This is a genomic window from Aeromonas sp. MR7 (genome assembly GCF_963899385.1).
GTDB classification, from domain to species: domain Bacteria; phylum Pseudomonadota; class Gammaproteobacteria; order Enterobacterales; family Aeromonadaceae; genus Aeromonas; species Aeromonas bestiarum.
This window is the reverse complement of the sequence record NZ_CAWQXH010000043.1, coordinates 202,373-218,025: the sequence shown is the minus strand read 5'-3', so window position 1 is coordinate 218,025 and position 15,653 is coordinate 202,373. Positions and strand designations below refer to the sequence as shown.

18 protein-coding genes are annotated in these 15,653 nt (G+C 55.9%); 17 read left to right on the top strand and 1 reads right to left on the bottom strand.

Annotation, left to right across the window (positions count from 1 at the left end):
- The first annotated feature begins 20 nt into the window (after nt 1-20).
- The 12 genes from AACW87_RS17075 (at nt 21) to lafU (ending at nt 10,118) form a co-directional block, all read left to right on the top strand.
- A complete protein-coding gene (locus tag AACW87_RS17075; protein WP_241325630.1) occupies nt 21-1,022 on the top strand; it encodes a hypothetical protein in 1,002 nt (333 codons plus the stop codon).
- A 50-nt stretch (nt 1,023-1,072) separates the two neighbouring features.
- A complete protein-coding gene (locus AACW87_RS17070; RefSeq protein WP_241325629.1) occupies nt 1,073-2,359 on the top strand; it encodes a motility associated factor glycosyltransferase family protein in 1,287 nt (428 codons plus the stop codon).
- Nucleotides 2,356-2,631 (top strand): hypothetical protein, encoded by a 276-nt coding sequence (locus AACW87_RS17065; protein WP_241325628.1) that lies wholly within the window; start codon nt 2,356-2,358, stop codon nt 2,629-2,631. The genes AACW87_RS17070 and AACW87_RS17065 overlap by 4 nt, the downstream gene beginning before the upstream one ends.
- Before the next feature lie 186 nt (nt 2,632-2,817).
- Nucleotides 2,818-3,657, top strand: coding sequence for a lateral flagellin LafA (lafA, locus tag AACW87_RS17060; RefSeq protein ID WP_042867953.1), 840 nt, complete (start codon nt 2,818-2,820; stop codon nt 3,655-3,657).
- A 120-nt stretch (nt 3,658-3,777) separates the two neighbouring features.
- Nucleotides 3,778-5,061, top strand: coding sequence for a lateral flagellar capping protein LafB (gene lafB, locus AACW87_RS17055; protein WP_241325627.1), 1,284 nt, complete (start codon nt 3,778-3,780; stop codon nt 5,059-5,061).
- A gap of 54 nt (nt 5,062-5,115) precedes the next feature.
- Complete coding sequence (gene lafC, locus AACW87_RS17050) at nt 5,116-5,508, top strand: lateral flagellar export chaperone LafC (RefSeq protein WP_042867958.1); 393 nt, start codon at nt 5,116-5,118, stop codon at nt 5,506-5,508.
- Nucleotides 5,509-5,630: 122 nt separating this feature from the next.
- Nucleotides 5,631-5,969 (top strand): hypothetical protein, encoded by a 339-nt coding sequence (locus AACW87_RS17045; protein ID WP_042867960.1) that lies wholly within the window; start codon nt 5,631-5,633, stop codon nt 5,967-5,969.
- The gene (gene lafE, locus AACW87_RS17040) at nt 5,960-7,048 is read left to right on the top strand and encodes a lateral flagellar hook-length control protein LafE (protein WP_241325626.1); all 1,089 of its coding nucleotides are present in this window, start codon (nt 5,960-5,962) and stop codon (nt 7,046-7,048) included. The genes AACW87_RS17045 and lafE overlap by 10 nt, the downstream gene beginning before the upstream one ends.
- A gap of 38 nt (nt 7,049-7,086) precedes the next feature.
- The gene (gene lafF / locus AACW87_RS17035; protein WP_241325625.1) at nt 7,087-7,545 is read left to right on the top strand and encodes a lateral flagellar basal body-associated protein LafF; all 459 of its coding nucleotides are present in this window, start codon (nt 7,087-7,089) and stop codon (nt 7,543-7,545) included.
- A 7-nt stretch (nt 7,546-7,552) separates the two neighbouring features.
- Entirely contained in the window at nt 7,553-8,266 is a 714-nt protein-coding gene (gene lafS / locus AACW87_RS17030) for a lateral flagellar system RNA polymerase sigma factor LafS (protein ID WP_241325624.1), read from the top strand.
- Nucleotides 8,267-8,313: 47 nt separating this feature from the next.
- The gene (gene lafT, locus AACW87_RS17025) at nt 8,314-9,171 is read left to right on the top strand and encodes a lateral flagellar motor stator protein LafT (protein WP_005314215.1); all 858 of its coding nucleotides are present in this window, start codon (nt 8,314-8,316) and stop codon (nt 9,169-9,171) included.
- Entirely contained in the window at nt 9,171-10,118 is a 948-nt protein-coding gene (gene lafU, locus AACW87_RS17020) for a lateral flagellar motor protein LafU (RefSeq protein WP_241325623.1), read from the top strand. Before lafT ends, lafU begins: the two co-directional genes overlap by 1 nt.
- A 380-nt stretch (nt 10,119-10,498) precedes the next feature.
- Here lafU and AACW87_RS17015 read toward each other — a convergent pair whose 3' ends face one another.
- Complete coding sequence (locus AACW87_RS17015) at nt 10,499-11,353, bottom strand: lytic transglycosylase domain-containing protein (protein ID WP_241325660.1); 855 nt, start codon at nt 11,351-11,353, stop codon at nt 10,499-10,501.
- Between the two features lie 257 nt (nt 11,354-11,610).
- Between AACW87_RS17015 and AACW87_RS17010 the strand changes: the two genes are divergently transcribed.
- From AACW87_RS17010 to AACW87_RS16990, 5 genes are all read left to right on the top strand, one after another.
- Nucleotides 11,611-11,907 (top strand): hypothetical protein, encoded by a 297-nt coding sequence (locus AACW87_RS17010; protein ID WP_042867971.1) that lies wholly within the window; start codon nt 11,611-11,613, stop codon nt 11,905-11,907.
- A gap of 239 nt (nt 11,908-12,146) precedes the next feature.
- A complete protein-coding gene (mraZ, locus tag AACW87_RS17005; RefSeq protein ID WP_043139962.1) occupies nt 12,147-12,605 on the top strand; it encodes a division/cell wall cluster transcriptional repressor MraZ in 459 nt (152 codons plus the stop codon).
- Entirely contained in the window at nt 12,606-13,544 is a 939-nt protein-coding gene (gene rsmH / locus AACW87_RS17000; protein WP_043139960.1) for a 16S rRNA (cytosine(1402)-N(4))-methyltransferase RsmH, read from the top strand.
- Nucleotides 13,545-13,547: 3 nt separating this feature from the next.
- A complete protein-coding gene (gene ftsL / locus AACW87_RS16995) occupies nt 13,548-13,862 on the top strand; it encodes a cell division protein FtsL (protein WP_043139958.1) in 315 nt (104 codons plus the stop codon).
- Nucleotides 13,859-15,610, top strand: a complete 1,752-nt coding sequence (locus AACW87_RS16990) for a penicillin-binding transpeptidase domain-containing protein (RefSeq protein WP_043139955.1) — start codon at nt 13,859-13,861, stop codon at nt 15,608-15,610. Before ftsL ends, AACW87_RS16990 begins: the two co-directional genes overlap by 4 nt.
- The last annotated feature ends 43 nt before the right edge of the window (nt 15,611-15,653 follow it).

Below are 15,653 nucleotides of genomic sequence, written 5' to 3'. Positions count from 1 at the left end.
TTCAGGTTCAGGGAGCCATGATGCAGATCCAACAAACCCGTTTGGGCGGAGTGGCCGAAACACCTGCCCAGCCCCGACTGCGCGGGCGCGTGGCTGCTCAAACTACGTCCCAGTCAGCCAGCAAAACGGAACGTCACCCCAATATTGTCCGACTGGATCGCTGGGCTCTGATCGGCACGGCTCAGCAGCGAATAGCCCATGCCCAGGGAGGGGAGCAAGCCTTGAGCCAGGTGTGGGGGGAGCTCAAACGTCTGGAGCAGCAACTCGGCCAAAATCGTGCTGCGAGTGGGGATCTGGTATCGCGCCTGAAATTGTTAGAAGACAAGTTGACCCAACCTAAGGCACCCTTGACCTCCGAGTTGAGACCGCGGCTGCTGGCTTCTGCAACGGATAGCCGCGTTCATTACAGTTCAGAGCGACTCGATTTGCTTACCCCCAAGGCGAGTGCCGAGCGTCTTGTGTTCTCTTTTCCACAAACCAGTAGTGCAGCTGAAGTTATATTGCCTGCTGGAGCCAATGAGGCTGAAGTGGTCTCCAGGCTGGATCGGGCTCTGCGCAAAGAAAATATCCAGGTACGGTTAAACGAACTCGGCAAGCTTGAATTGAGCGTGCCTGATCAGCACAGACGTAAACTGGATGAACCTGTGTTGTTGAGTGGAGAAGGCATCCGGATCCCTGCGGGTAATCCGGTACCAGTTCAATTCAAACCCAAACCGGGGCAACTCACTCAACTGGGTGAGGGCATTGACAAGGGTGAACTCAAGCAGGAACAACAGCGCCTGAAGCGGCTGCTTGGCGAGATTGAACAGTCAGTGCGTGAGCTCAGGCAGTTTCGTCAGAAAATGGTCAAACAGCTCGATCGAGTGAAGGCGCGTAGCCAGAACCTTAAACAGGAAGAGCTCGAGCAGTTGCAAGGCAAGCTCAGTCTGCAGCTCAAGGAGGGTGGCTTCATGGGCACCATGGCCGGCTTGCTGGCTCAGGCAAATGTTTCCCGCCAGAATGTGGTGGCGTTGCTGACCTGAACACATTCTTCTCTTTTCCCGTTCCTCTTCTGCAAGTGACATAACACATCATGATCGACTATTTCCCCCAGCACGCAGAGCTCATCGCCCGCCGTTGGCCTGCTATTTTGGCATGTCTGCAAGAACAGGATGTCAACAGCGTACCCGCCGAATTGGTTGAAGGGCTCAGCTCTACCCTTGCCATCAACGGTATTCAGCTGACTAGCCGCCATGACCGGATGCGGGAAGCTGAGCGGATTGCTGCCATGGCTCCAACGAAGGTGGCAGAGCTGACGCTGTATGGCACTGGGTTGGGTGACGTGCCGCGGGTGCTGCTGCAGCGAAAACGCCTGCGCCGACTAAATGTCAAGATCATGAACTCTGCCATCTTTGCTCTGGTCTTGCACTTGACGGAGCAGCTGGACTGGCTGTCCGACCCCAGGGTCAACCTGTTGCTTGCGGAGGAAAATGAGCTGGTCATGACTCCATTTCTGTTTTTGAGTGCAGAACTGGAACTGGCTGACGAACGCAGTGCCAAGATCCGGGACCGGGTCTTGATCCAGAGCAGGCGCGAAGTCCTGAATGGGGAGTTCGAAGATGAGTGGGTCTTCAAGCGGTTTGATGAAAACTTGGCCTTGCTCCGGCAAGATCAGGATGTTGCAGCTCTGTTCGGGACGATGAAAGGTAGAGAAGCTTATGTGCTGGCAACAGGACCAACATTGGCAGGCCATTTTGAACGCCTGAAACAGGTTCGCGAGCAGGCTGAACGCCCCCTGTTTATCTGTGTTGACACGGCCTTGCGACCACTGCTGGAGCATGGGATCAGGCCTGATATCGTCGTTACCGTGGATCGCAATATCCACAGTGGCATCCTGCATCCTGACTGGTCCCATGATATCAAGCTGGTCTACATACCTATGGTTGACAATGGGGTCTTGGCCAGTTGGCTGGGACCACGTTATGGTGCCTATGAGGCACTCGATACCTATGTCCGACTAAGCAGCAAACTGCGGCGGGCCAGCCTCTTTACCGGTGGCAGCGTGATACATCCGGCAACGGATCTGGCCGTTAGGATGGGGGCTGGGCAAGTGACACTCTTTGGTGTCGACTTTTCCTATCCAGGCGACAAAAGCCACACCGGCTGGGATGACGGCGTGTTGGGTGGACATGCCCGTTACGGTCGACGGACCGTTCCAAACGGTAACGGCCAACCTGTCAGAACGTTGCTGAGCTTCTGTATCTATCTGAACTATATGGAGCTCTATATCAAGACCCATCCAGAAGTCGTGTTCAAAAACAGCAGTCGTGAAGGTGCTCGCATTCTGGGTACCTGCTATCACGAGGAGTTTGCCGGATGATTGATGTCGCCAGTTTCAAAACGGGGGCCGAGACGCTAGCCACTATGCTGCGAGAAGGAAGGGACGAGAGCGCTTGTTTTGAATGTGGCCGCTTGCTGCAATTATTGACGCCGCTGATGAGTCATTTTCCCGGCGAGCTGCAAGTCCGTTTGGTCACATTGGCCAAGCAGTTGCTCCAATGCCAAGAACGGCACGATTGGGTGGGGCTCTGTGATTACCTGGAATATGAGTTGCCTCACTTGCTGGATGAGATCGAGCTGGCGCTTGTCTGAGACTACCTATCGTTTTTTGCGGGGGCCTATGGCCCCGCAGCTGTTTTGATATGCCCATTCCCGCTTTTTTGAGCAGCACACTTAATAAATTGTCGTCTCCGGCTCAATTTTCTCCATGCCCTGGTCGTCCTTCTATTTTGTCTACCTAACAAGCTGCAGTGCAGCGTCTAAATCGAGGAAATAACCATGGGCTTGTCCATTCATACCAACTTTGCTTCCATGACCACCCAGAACCAGCTGAACTCTACCAACAAGATGCTGGGCACCGCCATGCAGCGTCTGGGTACCGGTCTGCGCATCAACTCCGCTGCCGACGATGCTGCCGGTCTGCAAATCGCCACTCGTCTGCAGGCTCAGTCCAATGGTCAGAAAGTGGGTATGCGCAACGCTCAGGATGCCATCTCTATGATCCAGACCGCTGAAGGCGCCATGGACGAGATGACCAACATCACCCAGCGCATGAAAGATCTGGCTACCCAGGCTGCCAACGGTACCAACAGCACCAAGGACCTTGATGCCATGGACGCCGAGTTCAAGGAATTGGGTAAAGAGCTGGGTAACATCCGTGACAACACCACTTTCGGCGGCACTTCTCTGCTGAAAACCGGTGGCAAATTCCAGGCTACCGGTGGCGTGACTTTCCAAATTGGTGCCAGCGTTGATGAGAAACTTGTTTTCGATGCATCCACCAAAGTAACCAGCGTCAACACCGCTATCAGTACTGCCTCTACTGCCGCCCTGACCACTGGTGCAGCTGCCCAGATCACTGCCATGGACAGCATGCTGGAGAAGATCGGTGAAGCTCGTTCTGCCTTCGGTGCCAACATCAACCGTCTGGAGCACACCGTCAACAACCTTTCCAACATGAAAGAGAACACCGACATGGCGAATGGTCGCATCATGGATGCCGATTTCGCTCAGGAAAGCACCAATATGACCAAGAACCAGATGTTGATGCAGGCTGGCATGTCCGTTCTGTCCAACTCCAACCAGATGACCGGTATGGTAACTGGTCTGCTGCGTTAATGGATTGCATGGCCGCTCCCGTGGGGCGGCCTTTGTCTGATAAGGGTTTGTCGGTTGGAAAGAGTCGAAACGGCTTTTCCCAACAGGCATGCCAGTTGAGTGAAATGAAGAGGGATTAAGATGCAAATAGATCCGGCCAGCACGGCAATGCAACTGGTAGCTATCGAACGCAAGAACATGGATGCACTGCTGAAGAAGCAGATGGATGGGATCAAGGGTCAGCAGAGTGCGCTCAGCACGCTCAATACCAAGCTGTCGACCTTCCAGACCATGCTCAAAGATCTCAACAAGGCATCCAATTTACAGGCGCAGAAGGCGACCATGTCCCAGGACGGGATCATGACGGTGACGAGTAACGGCAAGGCGAGCTCGGGGCAGTACAACTTCTTTGTGGAGCAGCTTGCCCAGTCCCATCAGATCGGTCTCAGCCTGGATAGTGAAACGGCCCCCCTGCCTGCGGATGGTGTCTTCTCGCTCACCGTCAAGGGGAAGACCATCGACATCGATCTGGCCACCCTGCCGGCAGGCTCAACCGTCAAGGATCTGGTCTCCCACATCAACGATGCCAAAGACAATCCCGGCGTCAAGGCGACCCTGGTCCGAACCGACGGCAAGGTCAACATGGTGCTGACCAGCAAGGATAGCGGGTTGGAGAATGCCATCGCGGTCAATTACCGCGGGGATGTGAGCAATTCACTGGGAGCAGCGATAAGCAGCAAGACAGATATTACCAAAGCTCAGGATGCCAAGTTGCGGATGGGGGGGGACAATCCGTTGACCATCACCTCTGCCAGCAACAAGATTGAAAATGTGGTCGATGGTCTGACGCTGCAGCTGACCAAGGCTCAGAAGAGCGGTGATGCTCCCTTGCTGGTAAACATAGAGCAGGACAAGGAGGCCGTGACCGGCTCTCTCAAGAAGTTTGTCGACAGCTACAACGAACTGATCGATGAGCTGGCCAAGATGACCTCCAGCGATCCCAAGGCACCTGGCGCGCTTTCTTCCGACAGCGGGGTACGCAGCCTCAAGAGCGTACTTTCTAACAGTGTGCGTGACCTGCCCAATGGCCTGAGTCTCAGCAGTCTCGGGATCAAGACCGACAAGGCAGGCAAGCTCTCTTTCAGTGAAACGGATTTCAACAAGGCGTTGGAGAAGGACCCTGAGTTACTTGGCAAGGCGCTGATGGGGGATGATGGTCTGCTCAAAAGGATGAGTGACTCACTGGATCCTTATACCAAACGCGATGGTGCTTTGAAGGGGCGCAAGAGCGGATTGGAGGCCAGTGAAAAGCGTGTAAATGAGCGAATGGAAGCACTGGATCGTCGTATGGATTCCGCGTATAAGCGCTATCTCAACCAGTTCACCACCATGAACCAGATGCTGCAGACGATGGGCTCACTCTAAGTCAGAGTCAGTCCCACCATCCGCTGCGTCTTATCCCGAACAAGTGAGTTGTACATGTTTGAACACCAAGATGGCTACGATGCCTATCAGTTTGCTGCTACTCAGGCCAAGGCAGCCAGTGCCGATCCACATCAGCTGGTACTGATGCTGATGGATGGTCTGCTTGATGAGATGGCCAGGGCGGAAGGCCATATTCTTGCCAAGCAATTTGAACGTAAAGGGCAGACTATCAACAAGTGCCTGCAAATTCTGGGGGGACTTGATAGTGCTCTGGACATGGAGAAGGGCGGGGAGCTTGCAGCCAACCTGCATCGCCTTTACGACTATTGTGGGCAGCGTTTGTTTGAGATCAGCGTGTCCAACGATGTCGCCGGGTTTGCCGAGGTTCGTCGTATTCTGCTGGAATTAAAGGAAGGTTGGGAAGCGATGGCACAGCATCCTCGCTAATGCGGAAGCTATCCTTCCCCTGTTTCAACTTGATACCGCAGCCATTATCTGAAATTCCTCAGCTCCATATCTGGCCTGCTCCTTGCTAGTCGGTAAGGTCATCTTAATTAGGGGCCATTATCATGTCGATGACAGAGTCTAAGCCGCTCAGCACAGAACTCGAGACTCGCCAGCGTCAGCTGTTGGGGCTGGGTCGTCTGATCTTGCAACAGGCGCGTGCTGGCCAATGGGATGCTGTGCGTCTGACCGATAGCCGGCTGGCCCAATTCATTCAACACATGCTCAAGCAACCGGATTTGTGGTCATCATTGGAGCCAGCCCGTGCACAGGTGCGCAACTGGCAACAGGAGGCCTTGTTGTTATGTCAGCAAGAAACGGCACAGCGTGAGCAGGAATGGCACGATCTGTCTCGGAAACGGGAGGGGTTGCAGGCTTATGGTGAGGTACAAGAATGGGCATGATCCAGCTTGCCGGTGTCGACAGTTTAGTTAGCCTCGAATCGACCGGGTTCAACCGCCTTGCCCGTCAGCCTGACGAGCAAGGCGAGATGTACCAACCTCTGGACCTTCCGTTTACAGAAGAACTCATTACGCTGCCGGCAGAGGTTGTTGACGACGCGGATGCGGATACTGATGTGGTCGATGCCGTGCCAGAAGATGCGACCGAACAATTGGAGTCCTTCACCAACATGCCACCCGTCTTCATCCTGAATGATGAAGTCACGAGGTTATCATCTGCACGACTTGCTCAGCCTGATGCGGAGATGAGCAGCGGGAAGGAGGGAGGAACCGTTCACGATCGCGCCCCCTCCATATCGGTGGCATTGCGTTCGTTGTCGACCTATGGGCAGTCGGAGACGGCACTACCCCATGGTGTTGAACAGGCCACATTGGGCCAGGATAAACCTGTGCTCTCCATAACTGATTTCTCCCGAATGATGGTGGGACAGCAAGCTGCCCAGACCGGCGACTTGCCATTGCGCAGCAAGCTGATAGCAAGTTTGCAGCCCTTGCTGGGCGGTGAGGTGCCAGTCGAGCAGGAGCCTGGTGTACCCGAGCTCAAGGGGGTGATGGGAAACCTGTTGTCATCGCCTCTTTCCAGGCCGGCGGAGTATCAATGGGCCCCCGCCAAGTTGGCCGATAACCCGGCGCAGTGGGGCCAGCAACTGGTAGATGTGTTGAAGGACAAGGTTGAGCTCCAGGTCAATCAACAGATCAAACAAGCACATATCCGTCTTGACCCGCCTGAGCTGGGGCGGCTTGAACTGACAGTTCGGGTCGATGGTGACCGTCTCAACGTTCAGCTCAATGTAAGCAATCCTGCTGTGCGAGAGGCATTGATCCAGTCAATGGAGAGACTGCGAATGAGCTTGGCCCCCCATCATGCTGGTGGTGTCGAGGTCAATGTTGGTCAGGGAAGCGAGCAGGGGCAGCAGGAAAAATGGCAGCAACCGCAAATCATGGCCGGCAGGCGGCAGTGGCAAGAGGAGCTCGAGCCAACTGACGGCACTATGCAGGATTGGCTGAATACCCTGGTCTGATTTTTATTATCCGGCAATAGCGAGAGTGATTTCATATTATGCGGCGTGTCATGAAGTGGTTGATGGTGGTCGTGATGGCCCTGTGTCTATTAGCCGTGCTGGCCTATGGCGTTTATCTGAAGCGTGATGTGGTCGCAGTGTGGCTGGGGCTGGCCGAACCCAAGCCAGAGTTGAGTGCGACTCCATTGTTCAAGCCGATGGAGCGCTTTGTCATCAGTCTGGAAGGAGGCGCCGAGTCCCATTATCTCGTGCTGGAATTGGCTCTGGTTACTCACAATCCGGCACAACTGAATACCCTCAATGAGCTGACCCCGCTCATCCGCAATGCGATGGTGCAGTATTTCAGTCATCGTACGCACGATGATGTGAAAAAAGAGCTGCAGAACATCACGGCATTGCAAGGCTCTCTGCTCGGCAAGCTGGTGACGACACTGCAGAGCTATGGGTACAAGCCCTACCTGGATGAAGTGTTGATCACCAAGGTATTGGTGCAATAACACCGATATGATGAATACCGACTGGGATACGCCGCCTGAGTTTGCCACTTCACCTCCTCGCACGGGTGAGCAGGCAATATTGACTCGTTATCTGCCGTTAGTGAAACGGGCCGCCAGCCACCTTCGCAGTCAGGTCTCTGCCTGCTTCGATCAGGAGGATATGGAACAGGTTGGCATGATGGGGCTGCTGGAGGCCTGGCGTCGTTACGATAGTGAACCGGACCCCCAGTTTGAAAGCTACGCCTTCAAGCGTATCCGTGGTGCCATGCTTGATGAGCTTCGGCGTCTGGATTGGCGGCCTCGTCAACTACGCCAGCAGGTGCACAGCCACAATCAAGCCCAGCGAGAGCTGTATAACCGTTTGGGACGATCACCTACGGAGCAGGAACTGGCTGCGTCTCTGAATTGTACCGTGGAAGAAGTGCGCCAATTGGCCTATGCCAGTCAGGCTGAAGCGTTACAGAGCCTGGAAGAGTGGCTGGAGAATGGAGGCAAGGCGCCGGCCACTGAGTCTGATGATGTCGATATGGCCATGACCATCAGCAAGGTACTCACCTCATTGGACAAGCGAGAGCAACTGCTGCTCTCACTCTATTACCAGCAAGAGTTGAATATGAAAGAGATCGCGCTGGTGTTGGGCCTGACCGAATCACGAGTCTGCCAATTGCACAAACAGTGCGTCCTTCAGCTCAAGCAGCGTTTGGTCGACTCCATATATTAATGCTTCACCACTTGTGGTGAGGCTCCTTGAATTCTGCGGGAGCGTTCATGCAAAAACAGATTGGTCTTGGCGTCATTTTCATTTGTGTGCTGGGTGGTTTCATGATGGCGGGCGGCAAACCGATCGCCTTGTGGCAGCCCGCTGAGCTGATCATCATCATAGGTGCTGCAGTCGGCTCCATGTTTCTTGGTAACTCGAAAGAGGTGATGCATGAGATGTGGCGCCAGATGAAGCAGTGCTTCAAATCCAACAAGGATGAGAAAGAGATCTACCGCGAGTTGCTGACCTTGATGCACCAATTGCTGGAGGAGACCCGCAATAAGGGCATGAAGGCACTCGATGAACATATTGAGAATCCACAACAGAGCTCAGTATTTTTGATGTATCCCCAGATATCGGAAGATCCTCAACTGCTCGGTTTCATCATCGATAACTTGCGTTTACTGGGAATGGGCAAGATTACGCCTCATGAGCTGGATACCATGCTGGAGCAGGAGATCATGGCTATTGAGGAGGACATGCTCAAACCGGCACATGCCCTACACAAGACGGGCGAGGCATGCCCAGGGTTCGGTATTCTGGCTGCGGTGATGGGGATCATCATCACCATGCAGCAGCTGGATGGCCCCTTGAGCAATATCGGCGTACATGTCGCGGCCGCATTAGTGGGAACCTTCATTGGCATCTTCCTCTGCTACTGCTTGCTGGAGCCCATCAGCAACGCCATGGAGGAGATGGTCAAGCGTCGGATAGGGCTGCTGATGTGCATCAAATCTATTCTGATCGCCCAGCTTCGTGGCAAGACCCCGCTCATCTCGGTCGATTCGGGTCGCAAGATGTTGGAGCCTGACGTTAAACCCAGCTTCCTTGAATTGGAAGAGTGGGTGACAAACAGGGCCATGTAATGCGCAATCACGAGCAGATCATCATCAAACGCCAGCAACGGCGTAACAGCGCACCCAAGGGTGGTGGGGCCTGGAAAGTGGCCTTTGCCGACTTCACCCTGGCGATGATGGCATTTTTCATGGTGTTATGGATCCTGGCTGTCTCAAGTCAGGAGGAGCGTGAGGTCGTCGCCAGTCGCCTGCGTGACTACAGCATCATGGACAGTGAAGCTAACCCGTTCGATATCCGCAACAGCCCCTACCCGGTGGATCTGGGAGGCAACCCATCCGTGCTGGAAGAGCTCAGTCCCAAGTTTGTCGAGGAAGGGCAGCGGATGCCAAAGCATATGGAGCGAAATCGCAGCATCTTTTCTGATGGGGCCAGCGGCGGTTACGAGAACCTTCTTGTGGGGAAAATTGAAGGTGAGGCTCAGATGAGGCAACTGGCCGGGTTCATTGGCTCGCTGGCCGATCAGATGCAAGCCAAGAACAACCTTGAGCTGCAACTGGTTCCACAAGGCTTGAGGATCCTCATTCGCGATGATGATGAGCGCGAGATGTACAGCCGTGGCAGCGCCCGGATCAGCCCCTTCTTCCGGCATATGCTGATGGCGTTGGCCCCTATATTTCAGCGAGTTGAAAACCGAGTCATGATCTCGGGCCACACCGATAGCACCCCCTTTGCGGGTGACAACTACAGCAACTGGGAGCTTTCATCCGATCGCGCCATGATGGCAAGGCGGGTCTTGCTTGCCGGAGGCATGCCCCCCGAGCGGGTGGGGCAGGTCGTGGCCATGTCAGATACCATGTTGGAGAATACAGCCGATCCCCGAGGCAGCCAAAACCGCCGTATCGAACTGCTGGTGATGACAAGCCAGGCGGAAAAAAATCTGGAACAGTTATTCAGTGCGCAAACACAAGCCGCAGTGAAGCAAGCCAAGGACGACACTTCTCATGGACAACCTTGAAATGGATCTGCCGGGATCGGATACGCTGAGCGATCCTCGGCGTAAGGTCCCCCGCTGGTATCTGCATGACGGCAGTACCCCGCTGGAGTCACAGAGCTGTGGCATTGCTGCCCGTCTCATGGTGTCGGGTCTTCTGTTCGATAAGAGCATCGGCCGGGCTGTGATCAAGGATATAGGGCCGGGAGGGGTTGGTTTTCTGGCTCCTGCACGTTTTATCCTGCCCGAGATTGTCAGCCTGTCACTCTCTCCACGTATTGTGCTGGATTGCCAAATCACCCATCGGCGTTCAATTGGCCAATACCTGAGCTTCTATGGCGCCCGTTGGTCAGATCCAGAATCGGTAGACTTGTCGCCAGTGCTCAGCCATTGGCGACATTGCTTCATGGTGTCAGGAGGGGTCGCTTCGTCCCCAGTCCCAGTGGATCCGGTAACGACTCCAGTCTGATAGCGCCACGACTCATATCCAGCCCCCTTGCTGCTTGCAGCAGCAAGGGATCGTGCAAGCTTTCCAATGAAATGGCTTTGTGAAGGAGGATCTGCCCCTTTTTGGTGACTGGGGTAGGGGATGTTCCACGGCTATAGACGATGGGACAGTTGGTTACCCCGGGTACGTTGGGTAGCTGCCAGGCAGGGTTCCAGCGACTGGCCTCATTCATGGCCACCCCTTTTGCCATTGCCCAATCCAGCAATGAGCAGCTATTCGGATGCCGTATCACCTGCAAATTTTCCCCTTCTTGCCAAGATGGCAAAACAAATTGGTATTGTTCCGCACGAGCCAGTAGTTGAGATAGGGCAATGAAGCGGGCCACATATAGCCGCGTTTCTGTCGGGAGCGATAGCTCCCACACATTGCGAGTACCTGCATCGAGTACTGCCTTCAGCACCCGCCCCTCTCCCGCGTTGTAAGCCGCCAGAGCCAGTAGCCAGTCTTGACCAAAAAATTGATAGAGCCAACTGAGATAGGTCAGTGCCGCATCGGTAGCGAGCGGTAGCGAGTAGCGTCCATCGAAACCCGACATCATGGGAATGGAGAAGCGCACTGCCGTAGCGGGCATCAACTGCCAAGGTCCGGCGGCTCCTGCAGTAGATACCACATCCAGTCGATAACTGCTCTCAATCAAAGGAAGGAAAGCGAGCATGGCGGGTAGCTTGCGTGCCCGAACCTGTTGTTCGACCCACCGGATCATTGGCTGTGACTGAGTGATCCGTTTTTGCAGATGGTCACGTTGCTGCAGTAGAAACTGAGTCTGTTGAGTGACTAGTTCGGCTCCTTTTCCTTGTACAGGGGTAGGAAAACCAGCCTGCCAATGATAGTTATGATAGGAATAACAATAGGGAGAGGTCAGTAACAGAGTACCAACTAGCCAACAGAGTACCCGAGTCATGATTTCAGGGTGATGCAAGGAGGGCTGAACAATAAAAACATGATGTATCTCAACAGTTTTTGACAATTTTTGTCGACTGTTCATGTGGAATCCAGGACGTGATAAGCATGATAACACGAGTAAAAAAGACCCCGACAGCGGGCAAGGCGATCCAGAAATTTTTACTGTATTTGATTCTCGCCAATTTTGTGTTGATGGGCCTCTATGTCATGCATGCTGGGGAGCTGGCTTTTGGTACAAATCTCCTGCTGACATTTCTGCTGATCATCTACAACCTGTTGCTGTGCCAGCTGGTTTGCTTGCGGGCACGGCGAGCAGGGGATGACTACATCATCTACCCCGTGGTAGGCGTCAGCATCATTTTGTGCGCAGTTGTATTGTACCGCTTCATTATTTCTCCCTGATTATGGCGGTTTATACCCCAGTCCCTAATTAATCGATTTTATTTCTGCACAAATAACTTGTGGAAAATCAACTCATTTAATCAGTGCTACCCAAACACTGCGTCAATATGTTCCCCATGCCCGATATCCTCGCTTGAAAAGCCTTCAGCACGTCCTTAAACTTCAAGGTGGGGAAAAGTGGATCAAAGTGGTTTTTATCGGGCGATTTGCCCCCTTAACTCATTTTCAGGGACTGCAATTTGTTGCGTGGTGCTCACGCCATCAGCCTGGACAGCAAAGGGCGACTGGCGATTCCGACCAAGTACCGTGATTGGCTGCGCGACGAAAGCGAGGGCCAGCTGGTCTGCACCATAGATATTGCCCATCCCTGCCTGCTGCTTTACCCCCTGAACGAATGGGAAGAGATAGAGCGCAAGCTCAAGATGCTCTCCAGCATGAACCCCGTAGAGCGCCGCTTGCAGCGGCTGTTGCTCGGCCATGCGACCGAATGCGAGCTGGATGGCAATGGCCGTCTGCTGCTGAGCCAGCCACTGCGTAGCCACGCCGGGTTGGACAAGAAGATCATGCTGGTGGGCCAGCTCAACAAGTTTGAGCTGTGGGATGAAGCCCGCTGGCAACAACAGGTCAATGACGACATTCAGGGCCTGCCCGAGGACGACTGGGCAAGCTCGCCACGACTACAGGATTTTTCTTTATAAATGACCCAAGCCGCTGAACACATCACAGTGCTGTTGCACGAAGCCGTTGAAGGGCTGGCCATCAAGCCGGACGGCATCTACGTCGACGGTACTTTTGGCCGGGGTGGTCACTCTCGTCTCATTCTCCAGCACCTTGGCCCGAACGGCCGGCTGATCGCCATCGACCGGGATCCCCAGGCCATAGCCGAGGCAGCCAAGATCCAGGATCCCCGTTTCGAAATCGTGCACGGCCCCTTCTCCGGCATCACCACCTATCTGGCCGAGCGCGGTCTGCTGGGCAAGGTCGACGGCTTCCTGCTGGATCTGGGGGTCTCTTCCCCCCAGCTGGACGATGCCGAGCGTGGTTTCAGCTTCATGAAAGACGGCCCGCTCGATATGCGGATGGACCCCACCTCAGGCCAGAGCGCCGCACAGTGGCTGGCTCGTGCCGATGTGGATGACATCGCCTGGGTCTTGAAGACCTTCGGCGAGGAGCGTTTCGCCAAGAAGATTGCCCGTGCCATTGTCCACGATCGGGTCACCGAGCCCTATGTACGTACCCGCCAGCTGGCGGAGATGATTGCCCGGGTCAACCCGAGCAAGGAGAAGGGCAAACACGCCGCCACCCGCAGCTTCCAGGCCATCCGCATCTATATCAACAGCGAGCTGGACGAGATCGAGACAGCGCTGGACGGTGCCCTGCAGGCGCTGGCTCCCGAGGGACGGCTCTCCGTCATCAGCTTCCACTCGCTGGAAGACAGGCTGGTGAAGCACTTCATCCGCAAGCACGAGAAAGGCCCCGAGGTGCCGCGCGGCATTCCGTTGACCGAGGCCCAGCTGGCCGGCGGTCGCAAATTGAAGTCGGTCGGCAAGGCGCTCAAGCCTTCCGAGCATGAAGTCACCGAAAACAGCCGATCGCGCAGCTCTGTGCTGCGGGTCGCCCAGCGACTGGCGGAGTAAGTCATGAGCGAGGTGCGTGTTCATCTGGCCAGGGAGATCCTCGGCGATCTCTGGCGGCACAAGCTGCAGGTCGTGCTGGCCGTTGCCGTGCTGATCACCGCCTTTGCCGTGATCCTGGTCACCAACATGACCCGTGGCATGACCGCCAAGCAGAACGATCTGATGGCGGAAGAGGATCGGCTCAACATCGAATGGCGTCACCTCTTGCTGGAACAGGGGACGCTGGCCGAGCACTCCCGTGTCGCGAGTCTGGCCATGGATAAATTGCAGATGGCTCGCCCGCTGGTGACCACCGAGAAGGTAATAACACAACCATGAAACGCAAGGCATCTGCCAAGGCCCCACCCAAGGCGAAAGCACCGTCACTCTATCCGTGGCGCTTTCGCACGCTGGTGTTCTTCATCGGCATTGCGTTTGCTGGCTTGATCCTGCGGCTGGCCTGGATCCAGGTGATAGATCCGGATCGGCTGCGCCAGGAAGGGGACATGCGTTCGCTGCGTACCACTGCCACCCAGGCGGTGCGCGGCATGATCACCGACCGCAACGGCGAACAGCTTGCCGTGTCTGTGCCGGTGGAAGCCGTCTGGGCCGATCCCAAGACGGTGCATGAATCCGGCGCCATCCATAACGAGCGCGCCTGGCTGGCGCTCTCCGCCGTACTCAAGCTCGACATCAACACCCTCAAGCATCGCATCTCCAACCCGAGCAAGCGCTTCGTCTACCTGCAGCGCCAGGTGACGCCGGCGGTGGCGGAATACATCAAGGGCCTCAAGCTGGGCGGCATCTATCTGCGGCCAGAGGCGCGCCGCTTCTATCCAACCGGCGAGATCAGCGCCCACCTGGTGGGGGTCACCAACATAGATGGCAGCGGTATCGAAGGGATAGAGCGCAGCTACAACGAGTGGCTGACGGCGACTCCGGGCGAGATGCGGGTGCGTAAAGACCGTCAGGGTCGGGTCATCGAGCGGCTTGGCCTGGTCAAGGAGGGCAAGAACGCCAACGATCTGCAACTGAGCATCGACCAGCGGGTCCAGGCACTGGCCTATCGGGCGCTCAAGCGGGCCACCGACGAGAACAAGGCGACCTCCGGCTCCATGGTGATGCTGGATGTGAAGACCGGCGAAGTGCTCGCCATGGTCAACACCCCCTCCTACAACCCGAACAACCGCGGCCAGTACCAGAGTTTCCGGGTGCGCAACCGGGTCGTGACCGATACCTATGAGCCGGGTTCGACCATCAAGCCCTTGATCCTGTTGAGTGCCCTGCAGGCGGGCGTCACCAGCTGGAAGGACACCATTCCGGGCGGACCTCTGTATATCGGGGCCAAGCAGATCCGTGACGTGAGCATCCACAAGGCGACCAACCTGTACGACATACTGCGCTACTCCTCCAACATCGGCATGTCGCGCATCGCGCTGCGGATGCCGGCGCAGGAGATGATCAACACCCTCAGCATGGTCGGTTTCGGCATGGATACCGGCAGCGGCCTGATGGGCGAGAGCAGCGGCATGCTGCCCCAGCGTCGTCGCTGGTCCGATATCGAGCGGGCCACTCTCTCGTTCGGTTACGGTCTGCGGGTCACTCCGCTGCAGCTGGCCTCCGCCTACGCCACCCTGGCCAACAAGGGCAAGCGAGTGCCGCTCTCCATCGTCAAGGTGACCGAGCCGCCCAAGGGTGAGCAGGTCATCGACCACAATAACGCCAGCGCCATGCTGCAGGCGCTGGAGTACGTGGTGAGCAATGCCATTCCGAAAGCGCAGATCCCCGGTTACCGGGTCGGCGGCAAGAGTGGTACCGCCAAGGTCGCCGTCGCCGGCGGCTACGGCAAGGATTACATGGCCTGGTTCGCCGGTTTCGCCCCGGCCAGCAACCCCCGTTTCGTCATGGTAGTGGTGATCAACGAGCCCAAGGGCGATGCCTACTACGGTGGTGCCGTTGCGACGCCGCCCTTTGCCGAAGCCATGGGCGGTGTGCTGCAGCTATTCAATATTCGTCCCGATGCGGTACCGCCTGCAGTACCCGCCAAACTCGCCCGTACGGAGGCCCCCCTTGCACCTCGCACCTGACCTGGCCCTCCATCCCATCTGTTCCGGGGTGTATTCCATGCTG

What these genes read in the sequence shown, in the direction of transcription:
- AACW87_RS17075 (WP_241325630.1), top strand. Translation starts at nt 21, where the DNA reads ATGCAGATCCAACAAACCCGTTTGGGCGGAGTGGCCGAAACACCTGCC.
- AACW87_RS17070 (WP_241325629.1), top strand. Translation starts at nt 1,073, where the DNA reads ATGATCGACTATTTCCCCCAGCACGCAGAGCTCATCGCCCGCCGTTGG.
- AACW87_RS17065 (WP_241325628.1), top strand. Translation starts at nt 2,356, where the DNA reads ATGATTGATGTCGCCAGTTTCAAAACGGGGGCCGAGACGCTAGCCACT.
- lafA (WP_042867953.1), top strand. Translation starts at nt 2,818, where the DNA reads ATGGGCTTGTCCATTCATACCAACTTTGCTTCCATGACCACCCAGAAC.
- lafB (WP_241325627.1), top strand. Translation starts at nt 3,778, where the DNA reads ATGCAAATAGATCCGGCCAGCACGGCAATGCAACTGGTAGCTATCGAA.
- lafC (WP_042867958.1), top strand. Translation starts at nt 5,116, where the DNA reads ATGTTTGAACACCAAGATGGCTACGATGCCTATCAGTTTGCTGCTACT.
- AACW87_RS17045 (WP_042867960.1), top strand. Translation starts at nt 5,631, where the DNA reads ATGTCGATGACAGAGTCTAAGCCGCTCAGCACAGAACTCGAGACTCGC.
- lafE (WP_241325626.1), top strand. Translation starts at nt 5,960, where the DNA reads ATGGGCATGATCCAGCTTGCCGGTGTCGACAGTTTAGTTAGCCTCGAA.
- lafF (WP_241325625.1), top strand. Translation starts at nt 7,087, where the DNA reads ATGCGGCGTGTCATGAAGTGGTTGATGGTGGTCGTGATGGCCCTGTGT.
- lafS (WP_241325624.1), top strand. Translation starts at nt 7,553, where the DNA reads ATGATGAATACCGACTGGGATACGCCGCCTGAGTTTGCCACTTCACCT.
- lafT (WP_005314215.1), top strand. Translation starts at nt 8,314, where the DNA reads ATGCAAAAACAGATTGGTCTTGGCGTCATTTTCATTTGTGTGCTGGGT.
- lafU (WP_241325623.1), top strand. Translation starts at nt 9,171, where the DNA reads ATGCGCAATCACGAGCAGATCATCATCAAACGCCAGCAACGGCGTAAC.
- AACW87_RS17010 (WP_042867971.1), top strand. Translation starts at nt 11,611, where the DNA reads ATGATAACACGAGTAAAAAAGACCCCGACAGCGGGCAAGGCGATCCAG.
- rsmH (WP_043139960.1), top strand. Translation starts at nt 12,606, where the DNA reads ATGACCCAAGCCGCTGAACACATCACAGTGCTGTTGCACGAAGCCGTT.
- ftsL (WP_043139958.1), top strand. Translation starts at nt 13,548, where the DNA reads ATGAGCGAGGTGCGTGTTCATCTGGCCAGGGAGATCCTCGGCGATCTC.
- AACW87_RS16990 (WP_043139955.1), top strand. Translation starts at nt 13,859, where the DNA reads ATGAAACGCAAGGCATCTGCCAAGGCCCCACCCAAGGCGAAAGCACCG.